The organism is Streptomyces thioluteus, from assembly GCF_039535865.1.
This window is the reverse complement of record NZ_BAAAXZ010000061.1, coordinates 12,104-27,380: the sequence shown is the minus strand read 5'-3', so window position 1 is coordinate 27,380 and position 15,277 is coordinate 12,104. Positions and strand designations below refer to the sequence as shown.

The 15,277-nt window shown below is 72.4% G+C and carries 11 protein-coding genes, 1 other RNA gene and 3 pseudogenes; 2 read left to right on the top strand and 13 right to left on the bottom strand.

The window, feature by feature from the left end:
* Window positions 1-1,050 precede the first annotated feature (1,050 nt).
* Window positions 1,051-1,732, top strand: a pseudogene (locus ABD794_RS07910) (UDP-N-acetylglucosamine 1-carboxyvinyltransferase); the annotation flags it as partial.
* 395 nt (window positions 1,733-2,127) lie between these two features.
* Here ABD794_RS07910 and ABD794_RS07905 read toward each other — a convergent pair.
* From ABD794_RS07905 to ftsE, 12 genes and pseudogenes are all read right to left on the bottom strand, one after another.
* Window positions 2,128-2,409 carry an HU family DNA-binding protein gene (locus ABD794_RS07905; protein ID WP_004951951.1) on the bottom strand — a complete coding sequence of 94 codons (282 nt, stop codon included), beginning with the start codon at window positions 2,407-2,409 and terminating at the stop codon, window positions 2,128-2,130.
* Window positions 2,410-2,711: 302 nt separating this feature from the next.
* Window positions 2,712-4,148 (bottom strand): annotated as a pseudogene (locus tag ABD794_RS07900) (NAD-dependent malic enzyme).
* A 388-nt stretch (window positions 4,149-4,536) separates the two neighbouring features.
* Window positions 4,537-6,843, bottom strand: a complete 2,307-nt coding sequence (locus tag ABD794_RS07895) for a HelD family protein (protein ID WP_344961876.1) — start codon at window positions 6,841-6,843, stop codon at window positions 4,537-4,539.
* 99 nt (window positions 6,844-6,942) lie between these two features.
* A pseudogene (locus ABD794_RS07890) lies at window positions 6,943-7,600 on the bottom strand (CGNR zinc finger domain-containing protein).
* A 106-nt stretch (window positions 7,601-7,706) separates the two neighbouring features.
* The gene (locus tag ABD794_RS07885) at window positions 7,707-7,940 is read right to left on the bottom strand and encodes a hypothetical protein (RefSeq protein WP_344023718.1); all 234 of its coding nucleotides are present in this window, start codon (window positions 7,938-7,940) and stop codon (window positions 7,707-7,709) included.
* A gap of 657 nt (window positions 7,941-8,597) precedes the next feature.
* Window positions 8,598-8,849, bottom strand: a complete 252-nt coding sequence (locus ABD794_RS07880; protein WP_344961874.1) for a hypothetical protein — start codon at window positions 8,847-8,849, stop codon at window positions 8,598-8,600.
* The gene (locus ABD794_RS07875; protein ID WP_344961873.1) at window positions 8,846-9,844 is read right to left on the bottom strand and encodes a hypothetical protein; all 999 of its coding nucleotides are present in this window, start codon (window positions 9,842-9,844) and stop codon (window positions 8,846-8,848) included. The genes ABD794_RS07880 and ABD794_RS07875 overlap by 4 nt, the downstream gene beginning before the upstream one ends.
* 152 nt (window positions 9,845-9,996) lie before the next feature.
* Window positions 9,997-10,366: a transfer-messenger RNA gene (gene ssrA / locus ABD794_RS07870) on the bottom strand.
* Window positions 10,367-10,469: 103 nt separating this feature from the next.
* A complete protein-coding gene (gene smpB / locus ABD794_RS07865) occupies window positions 10,470-10,976 on the bottom strand; it encodes an SsrA-binding protein SmpB (RefSeq protein ID WP_344023714.1) in 507 nt (168 codons plus the stop codon).
* Between the two features lie 18 nt (window positions 10,977-10,994).
* Window positions 10,995-12,161 carry a S41 family peptidase gene (locus ABD794_RS07860; protein ID WP_425585955.1) on the bottom strand — a complete coding sequence of 389 codons (1,167 nt, stop codon included), beginning with the start codon at window positions 12,159-12,161 and terminating at the stop codon, window positions 10,995-10,997.
* A gap of 85 nt (window positions 12,162-12,246) precedes the next feature.
* Window positions 12,247-13,158: a permease-like cell division protein FtsX gene (gene ftsX, locus ABD794_RS07855; protein ID WP_344023710.1), complete on the bottom strand. Its 912-nt coding sequence runs from the start codon at window positions 13,156-13,158 to the stop codon at window positions 12,247-12,249.
* 32 nt (window positions 13,159-13,190) lie between these two features.
* A complete protein-coding gene (gene ftsE / locus ABD794_RS07850) occupies window positions 13,191-13,880 on the bottom strand; it encodes a cell division ATP-binding protein FtsE (protein ID WP_171170425.1) in 690 nt (229 codons plus the stop codon).
* A 308-nt stretch (window positions 13,881-14,188) separates the two neighbouring features.
* Between ftsE and ABD794_RS07845 the strand changes: the two genes are divergently transcribed.
* The gene (locus ABD794_RS07845; protein WP_344961868.1) at window positions 14,189-14,383 is read left to right on the top strand and encodes a hypothetical protein; all 195 of its coding nucleotides are present in this window, start codon (window positions 14,189-14,191) and stop codon (window positions 14,381-14,383) included.
* 112 nt (window positions 14,384-14,495) lie between these two features.
* Here ABD794_RS07845 and ABD794_RS07840 read toward each other — a convergent pair whose 3' ends face one another.
* Window positions 14,496-15,266: a hypothetical protein gene (locus tag ABD794_RS07840; RefSeq protein ID WP_344961866.1), complete on the bottom strand. Its 771-nt coding sequence runs from the start codon at window positions 15,264-15,266 to the stop codon at window positions 14,496-14,498.
* Window positions 15,267-15,277: the final 11 nt, after the last annotated feature.

Genomic DNA, 15,277 nt, shown 5'->3' with positions numbered 1-15,277 from the left:
CCCCCGCCCGGCCCGCCCCCTGTCTCGCCCGCGCGCCCGCAAGCGCGTCCGGGCCCGCCGTGCGGAACTGACTGACGACGACTGGACAACGTCCCCGGCGTAGGTGCTCGGCACGGCCGCATTGGAGACATCCTGGCCTGAACCGGCTCGCGACCGCGCTGATGGGCGACCTTTCGCCGCCGTCCCGGCCACCGCGGCGCAACATGGGCTGGGTGATCTTCCTCGACACCCGCCAGCCGGGAGCTGTACGCGGAGTGGCGGAAACCGCTATATGGCGCCGTGTACCATGGTCGCACGCCACTGCTGCCGCATTGCACCGCGCCACGGTTCGTGACACCCGGACGCGATCACCCCGCACGCTTGGCGTCTAGCCACCGATCGGCGAGCCCTGAATCCATCTGATGACCACACCGGACGCGAGGAGTTCACGCAGGGCCTGTGTGCGAGCCGCCGCTTATCACGACGTAGCGGGGACAAGTGACAGCACCGGGGTACAAGAAGTTCCACCATACCCCAAGGTGGTGGGCCGGATGCTCGACCCTGCACTGCGAGAAGCTGTACCTGAAAACAGGTACCACCGGGATCCAGCAGCGTGCGCTCACTCCTACCACGCGGAGCCCGCGCTCCCCGTCACGGCCCGAGTCGCTGCAGGTGCTGGCCATGCTGTGAGTCTGGACGCCGGCGCGGCGTCGCGCGGCGGGTGGGCTAGGGGAGCTGCACCGAAGGGCTCGCGTCGCGGACCAGAAAACCGCTTGCCTGAGGCGTAGCAACGGCCCCACCACGTGACCCTTGGTCGAAGGTTAGCGCATGGCCCAGGAACCGCGTCGCGCAAGCGATGCCGCGGCACAAGTAAACAGCACCCGACCGTGGCCCACTGCGTCTAGTCCAAGGGGCCGCCCGCAGCTCGGCCAACCCAGAGAGTCGTCCACAGCGGCCACAGAGCAGGGTGCGCGGGGCGACGGACTGCGCTTACCAGTACGAGGCCCAGCGCCCACAGGCTCACCGCCGATGTAGAGGGCTCATCTCCATGGACACCCGACCGGACGATTCCGCATCACCGGCGTGGACTCGCTCGGCGGCTACAACCACCGCGCCCTGCCGGACCGCCTGGAGTCCGCCTACTGGGCGAGCGCGGCGCTCGCGACCAAGGGCAAACATCTACGTCCGCGGCGGCCAGCCAGCGCGAGATGATGACCTTCCCTCAACACCCTACCGCAAGGTCGGGGCGGCGCCTTCGAGATCGAGACCGACGAGGGCATCCGCTTCTGGCACCCCGGCGGCGAGCTCAACGCCATAGCGCTGGAGACGCGAACGTCCCACCCCGGCTTCCAGACGGGACTGGCAGCAGCCGCTGGTCGTAGCCCTGACCCAGGCGTCGGGCCTGTCCATCGTCCACGAGACGGTCTACGAGTCCCGGCTGGGCTTCACGTCCGCGCTCAACCAGATGGGCGCGCACATCCAGCTCTACCGCGAGTGCCTGGGCGGCTCCGCGTGCCGCTTCGGCCAGCGGAACTTCCTGCACTCGGCGGTGGTCTCCGGCCCGACGAAGCTCCAGGGCGCGGATCTGGTCATCCCCGACCTGCGGGGCGGCTTCTCGTACCTGATCGCCGCGCTGGCGGCGGAGGGGACGTCGCGGGTGCACGGCATCGAGCTGATCAACCGCGGCTACGAGAACTTCATGCAGAAGCTGCGGGACCTGGGCGCGAATGTGGAGCTGCCGCAGGGCGCGTGACGCGATTCGCTCCGCGGGACGGAGGGCGGGTTCCGGGGTTTTACGCCCCGGACCCGCCCTTTCACCGTTTCTCCCGGGGCTGCGCCCCTCGGCCCCGCAATGCGGCTGCGCCGCGGTGACCGGGGCTTCGCCCCTGCAACCCACCGGGGGCGCAGCCCCCGGTGGGTTGCAGGGGCGAAGCCCCGCCCGCCCCGCGCGGAGCGCGGACCCGCGGCCTACCGCGCGGCAGCGCGCGAGCGGGGTGGCGCAGGGGCGGCAGCCCCTGCGGGAAACGGCGAAAGGGCGGGCCGGGGGCATCCTCCGACCCCGCCGAGGCGAACGCCGCCAGCGCACCGCCAACGCCTGAGGGCGGCCGCCCCCTCCCGGGGGGTGGCCGCCCTCAGAGCGGGACCTGCTTACTTGCCCTTGGCGGCTTCCTTGAGCTTGGAGCCCGCGGAGACCTTCACGCTGTAACCGGCAGCGATCTGGATCGGCTCGCCCGTCTGCGGGTTACGGGCGGTGCGAGCGGCACGGTGGGTGCGCTCGAAGGTCAGGAAGCCGGGGATGGTCACCTTCTCGTCGCCCTTGGCGACGACCTCACCGACGGTCTCGGCGAGGGCGGCCAGAACGGCGTCGGCGTCCTTGCGGGTCACCTCGGCACGGTCGGCCAGAGCGGCCACCAGCTCACTGCGGTTCATGTTGTACTCCCGTGTTCTTCTTGCCAATGAGGCGTGAGATCGAAGCCGATGCTGCCAGGGTCCTCGGACAGTCCCCGGACCCGGGTCCGCCACTAGATCCCTCGCGCCCTGGGGATTGCCCCCCGGACGGAGTCCTCGGGTGAGCATCCTGCCCCCACCAGTGGCGGGAAAGCCAATCCGGCACCCTGGAGAGTCACACGGAAAGCGCCACAGCTTCGGGTGGGGCCGCGTTTCCACGGCCCGTTCACTGCCCGACACCCTATGGGGGCCGTACGAGCGCCGCGCCACGCGACGCGCCGTCATCAGGCCGTCGTGGCAGCCGTCACAGCCGCTCCGGCGGCCTTCGCGGCCTCCCGGACGGCGCCGGCGACCGCCCCGGCGACCTTCTCGTTGAAGACGCTGGGGATGATGTAGTTCGCGTTGAGCTCGTCCTCGGCCACCACGTCCGCCAGCGCCCCCGCGGCCGCCAGCATCATCTCCGTGTTCACCGTCCGCGACTGCGCGTCCAACAGCCCCCGGAACACACCCGGGAAGACCAGCACATTGTTGATCTGGTTCGGGAAGTCCGAACGCCCCGTCGCCACCACCGCGGCCGTCTGACGGGCAATCGCCGGATCCACCTCCGGATCCGGATTGGCCAGCGCGAACACGATCGCACCCTCCGCCATCGCCGCCACATCCTCCGCACCCAGCACGTTCGGCGCCGACACCCCGATGAAGACGTCCGCGCCCCGCACGGCCTCCTTCAACGTCCCCGTCATCCCCTCCGGGTTCGTGTTGTCCGCGATCCAGCGCAGGGCGGACTCGGGGTCGGCCGAGACGAGGTCCTCACGGCCGGAGTGGACGACGCCATGGATGTCGGCGACGACGGCGTGCTTGACACCCGGCGGCCAGCAGGAGCTTGAGGATGGCCGTACCGGCGGCACCCGCACCGGACATGACGACCCGTACGTCACCGATGTTCTTGTCCACCACGCGCAGGGCGTTGGTGAGGGCGGCGAGGACGACGATGGCGGTGCCGTGCTGGTCATCGTGGAAGACCGGGATGTCGAGCGCCTCGCGCAGCCGGGCCTCGATCTCGAAGCAGCGGGGCGCGGAGATGTCCTCCAGGTTGATGCCCGCGAAACCGGGGGCGATGGCCTTGACGATCTCCACGATCGCGTCCGAGTCCTGGGTGTCCAGACAGATCGGCCACGCGTCGATACCGGCGAACCGCTTGAAGAGAGCCGCCTTGCCCTCCATCACCGGCAACGCCGCCTTCGGACCGATGTTCCCCAGCCCCAGCACCGCCGACCCGTCCGTCACCACGGCGACCGAGTTCCGCTTGATCGTCAGACGACGCGCATCCTCCGGATTCTCCGCGATCGCCATGCACACCCGCGCCACACCCGGCGTGTAGATCATCGACAGATCGTCACGGTTACGGATCGGATGCTTGGACGCCATCTCGATCTTGCCGCCCAGGTGCATCAGGAACGTACGGTCGGACACCTTCCCGACCGTGACGCCCTCGATGCCGCGGAGCTCGTCCACGATCTCGTCGGCGTGGGCGGTCGAGGTGGCAGCGACCGTCACGTCGATGCGCAGCCGCTCATGGCCGGACGCGGTGACGTCCAGGCCGGTCACCGAGCCGCCGGAGGACTCCACGGCTCGTGGTGAGCTGGCTGACCGGCTGTCCCGCCTGCGGGGACCTCCAGTCGGACCGTCATCGAGTACGAGACGCTAGGCGCCGTTGCCATGGCCGCTTCCCTGCTTTCCCTGATCACGATGTGCTGCGCGCGCACCATCCGCGCGACGTTCGATCGTCCCACCTACCCACTGGTAGACGGTAACCGGCCCGGGAATTACGGAAGGCAGGTTTCGCCATATGAGAGCGCCCGAGGGGTTCACCTGCACAAACACGACGGGCGCCCTTCACACGAAGGGCGCCCGTCGAAACGTTGAGCGGCACCGACCCGCCATGCTCGCCTCGCGGCAAGTGGTCGCTCGTAGCGACAAAGGTTGGGCCCGGGGGCTTGGATCGAGCCGGTGCCGTAATCAGGCTAACAAACGCCCCGGGAAAGTCATTCCCGGTAGCGCCCGTTCCGGTCGAACCCACAGGATCGCGGCCCGCCTTCGGCCGCGCCGTCAGTCCCGCAGCAGGTCCGGCACGCCGTCCGCGTCCGGGTCGTCCCGCTTCCCCGCCAGCACGGTCAGCCGCTGGGTGGCCCGGGTCAGGGCCACGTAGAGCACCCGCAGGCCCGCCGGGGACTCGTCGGCGATCTCGGCGGGCGTGACCACGATCGTCGCGTCGTACTCCAGGCCCTTGGCCTCCAGGCTGCCCAGCACGACCACACGGTCGCCCAGCCCGGCCAGCCAGCCGCGCGCCTCGGCACGCCGGCCCATCGGCACGACGACGCCGACCGTGCCCTCCACGTCGTCCAGGAGGTGCTGCGCCTCGGCGCGGACCGAGGCGGGCAGGTCGGGACCGGCCACGGCGAAGCGCGGCTCGACGCCGGTCGAGCGGACCGCGGACGGCGACTCCATCCCGGGCATCGCCAGGGCCAGCACCTTCGAGGCCAGCTCGGCGATCTCGGCCGGGTTGCGGTAGTTGACGGTCAGCCGGAAGCGGCGGCGCGGGCGGGTGCCCAGCGCCTCGTCCCGGGCCACGGCCGCCTCGTCGGGGTCGGACCAGGAGGACTGGGCCGGGTCGCCGACCACCGTCCAGGTCGCGTGCCGGCCCCGGCGGCCGACCATGCGCCACTGCATCGGCGTCAGGTCCTGCGCCTCGTCCACGATGACGTGCGCGTAGTCCCGCCGCTCCAGCGCCAGCCGCTCCGCCCGCTCGCGGCGCGACTCGCCGCGCTCGGGCATCAGCTCCTCCAGGCCGGTGAGCTGGTCGAGCGGGTCCGCCTCGCGGGGCTTCCTGGGCCGCATCGGGGCCCCGAGCAGCGTCTCCAACTCGTCCAGCAGCGCCACGTCGTGGACCGACAGCGGCCCCTTGCCGTCCGCGTCGACGCGGCCCAGGGAGCGGGCCAGCAGCCGCGTCTCGCGCGGGTTGAGGACCCGGCGCGTCCAGCGCGCCAGGCGGCGCTCGTCGGCCAGCAGCGCCAGGACCTGACGCGGCGTCAGCTCGGGCCACCAGGCGGACAGGAAGGCCAGGAAGTCGTCCTCGGTGGTGATGTCCTCGTCGAACGCGGCACGCGCCTCCGCGGCCAGCTCCGGGTCCGTGTAGCGCCGGGAGCCGCCGCCCTTGGACCACAGGGCGTCCAGGATCAGCCGACGGGCCCGCGGACGCAGCAGGTTGACCGGGGCCGTCCCGCCCAGGGCCGTCTGCCGGATGCGCTGGAGCTCCTCGGCGCCGAGCTCGATCCGGGCGCCGAAGGCGACGACGCGCAGCCGGTCCGGGACGGCGCCGCCGCCGCGCGGGACCTCCAGCGCGCCGCGGGCAGCCTTGCGCAGCACCTTGAGCATCCGGGACGAGCCCTTGATCCGGGCCACGGCCGGCTCGTCGTACGTGGTCGCCTCCGCGCCGTCCACCAGCGAGCCCAGCGCCCGGATCGCGACCTGGCCCTCCTCGCCGAGCGACGGCAGCACGCCCTCGGTGTAGGCGACGAGCAGCGGGGTCGGCGAGACGACGAGGATGCCGCCGGCGTAGCGGCGCCGGTCCTGGTAGAGCAGGTACGCGGCGCGGTGCAGCGCGACGGCGGTCTTGCCGGTGCCCGGCCCGCCCTCGACCTCGGTCACCGAGGCGGCGGGGGCGCGGATCACCAGGTCCTGCTCGGCCTGAATCGAAGAAACGATGTCCCTCATGGTGTGGCTGCGGGCCTGGCCGAGCGCGGCCATCAGCGCGCCGTCGCCGACCACCGGCAGCGCGGTGCCGTCCAGGGTGGTGCGCAGCTCCGGGCGCAGCAGGTCGTCCTCGACGCCGAGGACCCGGCGGCCCTTGGAACGGATGACCCGGCGGCGCACGACCCGGCCGGGGGCCACGGGCGTCGCGCGGTAGAACGGCGCGGCGGCGGGGGCCCGCCAGTCGATCACGAGCGGGGAGTAGTCGGCGTCGAGGACGCCGATGCGGCCGATGTGCAGGGTCTCGGCGATCTCGGCCCGCTCGTCGCGCACGGCGTCGTCGGCGGGCTCGACGGAGGTGTACGCGCCGTCCGGCCCCCTCTTGCCGTCCTTGCCGAGCAACAGGTCGATCCGGCCGAACAGGAAGTCCTCGAACTCGCTGTTGAGCCGGTTGAGATGGATACCGGCGCGGAACACCTGGGCGTCGCGCTCGGCGAGCGCCCCCGGTGTGCCGACCTGGCCGCGCTTGGCGGCGTCGTCCATGAGGAACTCCGCCTCGTGGATCTTCTCCTCGAGGCGCCGGTACACCCGGTCCAGATGGTGCTGCTCTGCACCGATCTCACGGTCGCGGATCCCTTCCGCGACCTTCTCAGGTTCCGTCGCCACCTGCGCGCTCGTGGCGTTTCTGCGCGGCCACCCAGGCCCCCTTCTGTGTGCGTAGGGCAGCCTTCAACCGTACGCGAACAGGGGGACCTGGCGCACCTGTCAGGACATGGGAGGTTTGACACCTTCCTGCCCGTCCTCGCCTCTTGCGCCGTTCCCGGCGAGCGCCCTGCGGCGGTGGCGGGCGACGCGCTCGCGGTTGCCGCAGACCTCGCTGGAGCACCAACGGCGGCGCCGGCCCCGGGAGGTGTCGAGATAGAGGAGCGAGCAGCTCTCGCCCTCGCACTGGCGCAGCAGGCCGCGCGCGGCCGGGTCGGTGAGCAGCTCGACGGCGTCGCGGGCGACCAGGGCGGCCAGCGCCCCGCAGTCCGGCGGTGCGGCGACGGTGCGGACCAGTCCGCCGTCGCCGTTCCGTACGGCGCGGAGGGCCGGGGGCGCGACGGCGGCGAGGGCGTTGACGCGTTCGAGGTCGGCGTCGGCGGCGTGGCTTCCCGGACCGCCGGCGACCTCCGCGTGCACCACGCGGTGCAACAGGCCGCGGAGCGCGTGGAAGTGGCGCAGCCAGCCGGAGTCCACGCCGTCCAGCGGGGTGCCGGGCGGGACGACGCGGGGCGCCCAGCAGCCAGGCGCGCAGGCGCTCCGGGGTGGCCAGGCGCTCGTACGGCTCCTCGCCGGGCCGCCCGGCCGCGGCGAACGTGGCCACGAGGTCCAGGCAGAGCCGCCCGGAGTCGAAGCGCAGGTCGTGAGGGGCCGCAGCCATGTGCGTGTCACCTTTTCCCTGTGGGATCCCTGTGGGGCTGTGCGCCTCCCCACAGGGTGCCCGGCCGGGCCCTCGGCCGGAAGCCCCGTGACGCTTCAGCCGCGTTTCAGCCGCGCAGGAAGCCGTCACCGTGCACGGCGATGTGCGCCTCCAGGGCGTTGAGCGCGTCCTGGGTGGCCTGCCCCGTGCCGCTGCCGCGCTGCTCCGCGTAGTACGCCGCGCCGAGCTTTCTCAGGAGCTCGCCGCCGGCGCGCTGGGCCTGCACCTCCTCGACCTTCTCCTTGCCCTGCTGCAGTGCCTGCTGGGCCTGCTCCTTGGCCCGGTCCAGAAATCCCGCCATGTCGGCCTCCGTGGGACGGATGGATGGTGCGAGGGGTTCTTTCGTCTGGTTCGTCTGGCGGATCAATTGTCGAGCGGGGGGTGGGGCGGCGGCAAGCGGCCCGGCGCCCTGGGGATCCGCCCCCGCCCCGCCCTTTCACCGTTTCCCGCAGGGGCTGCGCCCCTGCGCCACCCCGCGGTGCGCGCTGCCGCGCGCGGAGGCCGGGCCGCGCTCCGCGCGGTGGGCGGGGCTTCGCCCCTGCACCCCACCGGGGGCTTCGCCCCCTGGACCCCCGAAGCGCCCTGCGGGCGCTGTCCTCAAGCGCCGGACGGGCTACTGGTGCGCGGGGCGCGCCATTTCAGCCCGTCCGGCGCTTGAGGACAACCGCGCGGAGCGCGGTTGCGGGGTCCGGGGCGAAGCCCCGAACGGGGGACCAAGGGCTGCGCCCCGGCAAGGGTCCAGGGGCGAAGCCCCGGCAGGGGTCCAGGGGGCGGAGCCCCCGGCGGGGCGCAGGGGCGGAGCCCCGGCCAACGCGGCGCAGCCGCATTGCGGGCCCAGGGCGCAGCCCCGGAAGCAGGGTGCAGGGGGCGCAGCCCCCGCCCACCGCGCGGAGCGCGGTGCCGGGCCGAGGGGCGCAGCCCCGGGAGAAACGGTGAAAGGGCGGGACCGGGGCAGAACTCACCGCCCCGCGGCCCCCGCCCGCAGCCTCCGCCGCACCCACAGCAGCGCACCACCCGCCACGCCCCCGACCCCCAGCACCCCCGCCACAACCGCGACCACCGACCCCAACCCCGACCCCGGCCCGTCCCCACCGGAAGCGGACGCCCCGGGGACGGACGCGCCGGGGGCAGCCGCACCGGGAATGGACGCGCCCGACACCACCAGCCGCCCCGTCCGCCGCACCCGCCCGTGATGGCTGACCACCGTCACCGGATACGCTCCCGGCCCCAGCGCCCGCCGGATCCGCGCCGGGCCGTAGTAGCGGGGGTCGTCCCCGTCCCCGGCCCGGCTCTCGTCGCGTCGCAGCGGGACCGGTCGCTCGAAGGCGGGGGACGTCGCGGTGAGCCGGCCCTCCTCGCCGGGGTCGGGCGACGCGTCGCGCCAGAGGACGTTGACCGTGCCGCCGATCGCCGCGGGCGGCCCGTCCGTACGGGCCCGCCCCCGCCCCTCCGGGGGCGGTGAAGAAGGCGGGGCCGCGCGCACGGCCCAGATAGTCGCCGTCCCCCGGGACGGGCCGCCCGGACGGCCACCGTCCGCTCCCCCAGCGCCCGCCCGTCCGGACCGGCGAGGACGATCTTGTAGGTGCCCTCCCTGGCGCCCGTCGGCAGCGTCACGGTGCCGGTGAACATCCGGGGGTTGTTCCAATGGCTGCCCCGCGGGTCGTGGACCAGCCGCACGGGGCCGGGCAGGACCGGCGAACGGGCCGTGAAGGAGGACCCCGTCTCGCCCGGGTAGAGGTCGTCGAACCACAGGGCGAACCGCTCGCCCGGCCGCAGCACCCCGTCCTCGTCCGACAGCCGGAACGACGGCGGCTTCTGGGGCCGTACCCGGACCAGGTCCCGGGCCACGGTCCGGCCGCCGACCCGGACGGCGAGCGGATACGCACCGGGGCGGGCCGTCATCGCGACGGCGGGCCGGCCGTGGTGGCCCTGCGCGCGGCGGTCCCGGTCGTAGGGGGCGAGCCGGACGGGCCGGCGGCCGAAGGCCGGCGAGTGGACGGTCACCGGGTCGCCGGGGTGCACGCCCTGCACGTCCACGTCGACCAGTTCACCCGGCCGGTTCTCGAACGCGCCGTTCAGCACCACGTGCACAGGGCCGCCCGGGGACGCGCCGTCCGCGGACGCGCCGGGCGCCGAGACGCCGCCCGTGAGCAGCACCGCGCCGGTGAGCGTCACCACTGTGGCGGCCGCACGGATCCCTTTCATGGCGCCACCCCCCTTGTCCTGTGAAGAGGGCCGTCCCGGGCCCCAGGTTGCGCGAGTTTCGGCCGGATCCGGCCATGCAGGGCCCGGGATCCGGCCGTGAAACGGCGAAGGCCCCACCGCCGGGGGCGGTGGGGCCTTGCCTCACATGGGATGAGTGGAGATGGCGGGAATCGAACCCGCGTCCAACGGTGCGGAATCAGGGCTTCTCCGAGCGCAGTCCGCTGCGATTTTCTCGGCCCCGGAGATCACACGGACAAGTCTCCGACGGGCTCAGTCACTGTTTGATTTCCCACCAGGTCCCGTGACCGGACCTAGTGGTTTAGTCCCCTAGCTGATGCCAGGATCCGGGTCGGGAACAGCCCCGGGCTGACACTTCGCAAGTCGCTACTTAGGCAGCGAGGGCGAAGGAATCGCGCTTGGTGTTGGCGATTATTGGTTGCGACATATGGTTTACGAGATCATTGCCGCTTCCTCGGCTCGCTTCCCCTGCTTCGACATCCGCTGTCGAAACCGATCATCCCCATGTTGTGTTTTCAAACTGCAGCCCCGGGGGGCGTGCTACGGACCATGGTACGTGACCGGCGGCGGGCGGTGCCAGTGAATTCCGGCGGCGCCCCCGGCGGGATCACCGGGCCGCGCGCTCCCGCTGGCGCCGGCGCGCCGCCGCGATCGCGCGGTCCGACTCGCGGCGGTCCGTCTTCTCCCGCAGGGTCTGCCGCTTGTCGTACTCCTTCTTGCCCTTGGCGAGCGCGATCTCGACCTTCGCCCGGCCGTCCTTGAAGTACAGCGCCAGCGGCACGATGGTGTGCCCCGTCTCGCCGGACTTGGACTCCAGCTTGTCGATCTCGGCGCGGTGCATCAGCAGCTTGCGCTTGCGGCGCGCGCTGTGGTTCGTCCACGTGCCCTGGGCGTACTCGGGGATGTGCACGTTGTGCAGCCACACCTCGCCGCCGTCGATCTGCACGAAGCCGTCCACCAGCGAGGAACGGCCCTGCCGCAGCGACTTGACCTCGGTGCCGGTCAGCACCATGCCGCACTCGTAGGTCGTCAGAAGGTGGTAGTCGTGCCGCGCCTTCTTGTTCTGGGCGACGAGCTTGCGCCCAGGCTCTTTCTCTTTCTGCTGCTTTCCCATGGTGCGGTCATTCTCGCACTACGACCCCGGTCCGAGGCCACCCAATACTGCGCGGGCCCGGGGCTCGGGATCGCCGTGGACGACCAGGTCGGGGGTGAGGCCGCCGTCCTCCACGGTGCGCCCGGCGGGGGTGCGCCAGTGGCCGACGGTCTGCTCGGCGACCGAGCCGTCGGGCAGCGGACGGGGCATCTGCACCGAGCCCTTGCCGAAGGTCCGGGAGCCGACGAGGACGGCCCGGCCCCGGTCCTGGAGGGCGCCGGCCAGCAGCTCGCCGGCGCTCATGGTGCCGCCGTCGACGAGGACGACGAGGGGGCGCCGGGTGTCGCCGCCGGGGCGGGCGGACAGGGCCCGCTGGCGGCCGTGGACGTCGTAGGTGGCGACGAGACCGCCGTCGAGGAAGGCGGACGCGGTGGTGACGGCCTCGGTGACCAGGCCGCCGGCGTTGCCGCGCAGGTCGAGCAGGACGCCCTCGCGGGGCCCGGCCGCCCGTACCGCCTCGCGCACCGCGCGGCCCGTGCCCCGGGTGAAGGAGGCGACCTTGATCCGGGTGCCGGCGGCGGCGCCGTCGCGGAACCGGTCGGAGACGACGCTCCTGGTGCGCAGGCGCTCGCGGCGGAGCGTGCGCTCCCGTACCGCGCCCTCCCCGGCCGACCCGCGCCCGGCATGGGCCAGCCCCAGCCGCACGGGAGTGCCCGTACCGGACGGACCGCCGCGCAGCCGGGCGACGACGTCGGTGACCGGACGGCCGGTCACCTCCACCCCGTCCACGGTGCGCAGCCGGTCGCCGGGCGTGATCCCGGACCGGGCCGCGGGTCCGCCCTGTTCGACGCCCTCGACCTCCATCGCCCCGTCGGCGAGCCGGCGGACGGACAGGCCGACGCCGACGTACTCGCCGCGCAGGGCCCGCTCGAAGCCCTGGTACTCCCGGGCGCTGTAGACGCCGCCCCAGCGGTCGGGGGCGGCGGCCGCCGCGCCCCGGGGGCGGGCGGCGGAGCGCGTGGGCGCCTTGGCGTCCTCCGCGCCAGCGGCGCGGGGCGCGGGGGCCGTGGAGGGGAGCCCGTGCCGGGCGTCCGCGCCCCACGAACCGGTGGCGGCCCCGGTGGCCAGCGCCCCGGCGAAGACCAGCGTCAGCACCGCGCCGCGGCGGAAGCGGCGCTGCGGTACGAACATCGGCGGGCCGGGCATGCGCGAGAGTCTAGGCCACCACCGGCCCCCGCACGGGGAGTTGACGGGACGCCGCCCTCGTCCCGTCCGTACCGCGGACCCTCCGCTACACCTTCAGGTACTTCCACAGCGCGGCGAAGGCGGCCAGCGCGGGCATCAGCAGCCCGGTCGCGAGGACCAGCGGCAGCTTGGTCAGCACCGCGTCCCAGCCGATGAACTGGATGACGTCGATGTGGGTGGCGAGCAGGTTGTTGACCAGGAACTGCTGCCCGCAGACCAGCAGGACGCAGGCGAGGATCCCGCCCAGCAGCCCGGCGACGGCCGCCTCCATGATGAACGGGACCTGGATGTAGAAGCTCGACGCACCCACCAGCCGCATGATCCCGGTCTCCCGGCGCCGGCTGAAGGCCGAGACGCGGACCGTGTTGACGATCAGCAGCAGGGCCACGACGAGCATCAGGAACATCACGCCCAACGCGCCCCAGTTCATGTATCTGAGGAGGTTGAAGAGGCTCTTGAGGGTGTCCTTCTGGTCCTCGACGGTCTGCACGCCCGGGCGCTTCTGGAAGGCGCTGGAGATGACCTCGTACTTGGTGGGGTCCTTGAGCTTGATGCGGAAGGACTCCTGCATCTGGTCGGCCGTCACCACCGTGGCCAGCGGCTGGCTGCCGAACTCCTCCTTGTAGTGCTTGTACGCCTCGTCCGACGTCTCGAAGTGGATGCTCTGGACCAGCGGCATCTTCTCCAGGTCGGCCTTGATCTGCTTCTTCTGCTCGTCGGTGACCGCCCCCTTGGCACAGGAGGAGAAGTTCGCCTTGTCGGTCTTGTTGCAGAGGTAGATCGAGACGTTGGCCTTGTCGTACCAGTAGCCCTTCATCGAGTTGACCTGCTCGTTCATCAGCAGCGAACCGCCGAAGAGGGCCAGCGACAGGGCAACCGACACGATCACCGCGAAGGTCATCGTGAGATTGCGACGGAGACCGACGCCGATCTCCGACAGAACGAACTGGGCGCGCATGGCGTCCTTTCACTGCCTTTCAGTGCAGGCTTTCAGTGCTGGTAGCCGTAGACGCCGCGCGACTGGTCGCGCACGAGACGGCCCTGGTCGAGCTCGATGACGCGCTTGCGCATCTGGTCCACGATCTGCTGGTCGTGGGTGGCCATGATGACGGTCGTGCCGGTCCGGTTGATCCGGTCGAGCAGCTTCATGATGCCGACGGAGGTCTGCGGGTCCAGGTTGCCCGTGGGCTCATCGGCGATGAGCAGCATCGGGCGGTTGACGAACGCCCGGGCGATGGCCACCCGCTGCTGCTCGCCGCCCGAGAGCTCGCCGGGCATCCGGCCCTCCTTGCCGCCGAGTCCGACCAACTCCAGGACCTGCGGGACGGCCTTGCGGATCTCGCCGCGCGGCTTGCCGATGACCTCCAGGGCGAACGCGACGTTCTCGGCGACCGTCTTGCTGGGCAGCAGCCGGAAGTCCTGGAAGACCGTGCCCAACTGGCGGCGCATCTGCGGCACTTTCCAGTTGGAGAGGCGGGCGAGGTCCTTGCCCAGCACGTGCACCTGTCCGTGGCTGGCCCGCTCCTCGCGCAGCAGGAGTCTCAGGAAGGTGGACTTGCCGGAGCCGGAGGAACCGACCAGGAAGACGAACTCGCCCTTCTCGATCTCGAGCGAGACGTCCCGGAGCGCCGGGCGGTTCTGCTTCGGGTAGGACTTGGAGACGTTGTCGAATCGAATCACGAGTGCACCACGTGCGACCTGGAGAGCGGCACGGAACGCCACGGTCGCGGCGCCCGTCGGTGTGCGTGACCATACGCGAACGACGCGTGTACGCGCAGTCGGCGTCCTGTGTTGACGGGTTTATTACCGCCGCCCACGGGGACAAAGCGAGGAAATCGGGTCCTGGGCGGGGTGGTGGCACACTCGTGGAACACCGATCGGGTCGGCTCCCCGGCACCGGCCGCGCCGAAGGGCGGGAAAGCTGGCACAGTGGTAGGGGGAACCGCTCGGCTCTCTCGCACGTTGGACGTACCGGAGGAGGAATTCGCATGACATGCGACCGACTGGTGTGCGCCAACTGTGCAGCCCCGGTCAGCGAGGGACGGTGCCCGGTGTGCCGGGCGAGCCGGGAGCGGCTCCAGCAGCAGGAAGGCGTCTTCGCCGGCCTGACACCGGCCACGCTGGTCGCGCTGCTGGTGGCGCTGGTCGCGGTGGCGGTGCTCGCCCGCGGCTTCGCCGGCTGAGCGGCGGTCCCGTACGAGACGCGGAAGGCCCGGGGTGCGCGGCACCCCGGGCCTTCGTCATCCGCGTACGGTCACCCTGTGCGTGCGACCGCTCACGCTCCACCGACCCTGATCAGGCAGGGGTGTTGCGGTTGATCACCCGGGGCAGCAGCCGGAAGCCGATGCCGCCCGCGATCATCGTCGCGGCGCCGGCCACCAGGAATTCGGTCTGACCGGCACCGGTCTGGGCCAGCTCCTCCTTCGGCTTGGCCTGCTGCACCGGCTTGACGCCGGCGCTGTCGGCGGCCGTGTTGCAGTTGCCGCTGCCGGTGTCCACGGGGCAGGTGGTGGCGTCGTCGCCGGGGGTGCCGTTCGGCGCGGGGGACGCGCTGTCGCTGGGAGAGGCCGTGTGCGAGGGGTCCGGCTCACCCGTCGGGTCGGGCTTGCCGGTGGGCTCGTGGGTGGGCTCGTCCGTCGGCTGCGGCTTCCCGGTCGGGTCCGGGTCGCCCGTCGGGTCCGGCTTGCCGGTCGGGTCGGGCTTGCCGGTCGGCTCGTGGGTGGGCTCACCCGTCGGCTCCGGCTTCTGCGTCGGCTCTTGCGTCGGCTCCTGCGTGGGCTCGTGGGTCGGCTCCTGCGTCGGCGGGACCGTCGGGTCCTGGGTCGGCGGATCCGTGGGCTTCTCCGTCGGCTGCGGGATGCTGGTGGGCTCCTGCGTCGGGTCCGTCGTCGCGTCCGGGGCGGCCACGCCCCCCGTTCCGTGGACCTCGGCCGTCTTGGACAGCCCGCCCAGCGGGACGTCCACACCGGCGGCCGAGGCCGCGCCCGCGGCCGTCAGCGAGGCGCCGGCGGCTATCACCGCGCCCGCGGTGATGCGCGCCACGCGCAGCCGCGTCTTGTTCGTCATATGCCTGCTAC

Coding starts and splice junctions, on each gene's coding strand:
- ABD794_RS07860 (WP_425585955.1), bottom strand. CDS start 12,161: ATGCCCGGCCCGCCGATGTTCGTACCGCAGCGCCGCTTCCGCCGCGGC.
- ABD794_RS07875 (WP_344961873.1), bottom strand. CDS start 9,844: ATGAAAGGGATCCGTGCGGCCGCCACAGTGGTGACGCTCACCGGCGCG.
- smpB (WP_344023714.1), bottom strand. CDS start 10,976: ATGGGAAAGCAGCAGAAAGAGAAAGAGCCTGGGCGCAAGCTCGTCGCC.
- ABD794_RS07885 (WP_344023718.1), bottom strand. CDS start 7,940: ATGGCGGGATTTCTGGACCGGGCCAAGGAGCAGGCCCAGCAGGCACTG.
- ABD794_RS07840 (WP_344961866.1), bottom strand. CDS start 15,266: ATGACGAACAAGACGCGGCTGCGCGTGGCGCGCATCACCGCGGGCGCG.
- ABD794_RS07905 (WP_004951951.1), bottom strand. CDS start 2,409: ATGAACCGCAGTGAGCTGGTGGCCGCTCTGGCCGACCGTGCCGAGGTG.
- ftsX (WP_344023710.1), bottom strand. CDS start 13,158: ATGCGCGCCCAGTTCGTTCTGTCGGAGATCGGCGTCGGTCTCCGTCGC.
- ABD794_RS07845 (WP_344961868.1), top strand. CDS start 14,189: ATGACATGCGACCGACTGGTGTGCGCCAACTGTGCAGCCCCGGTCAGC.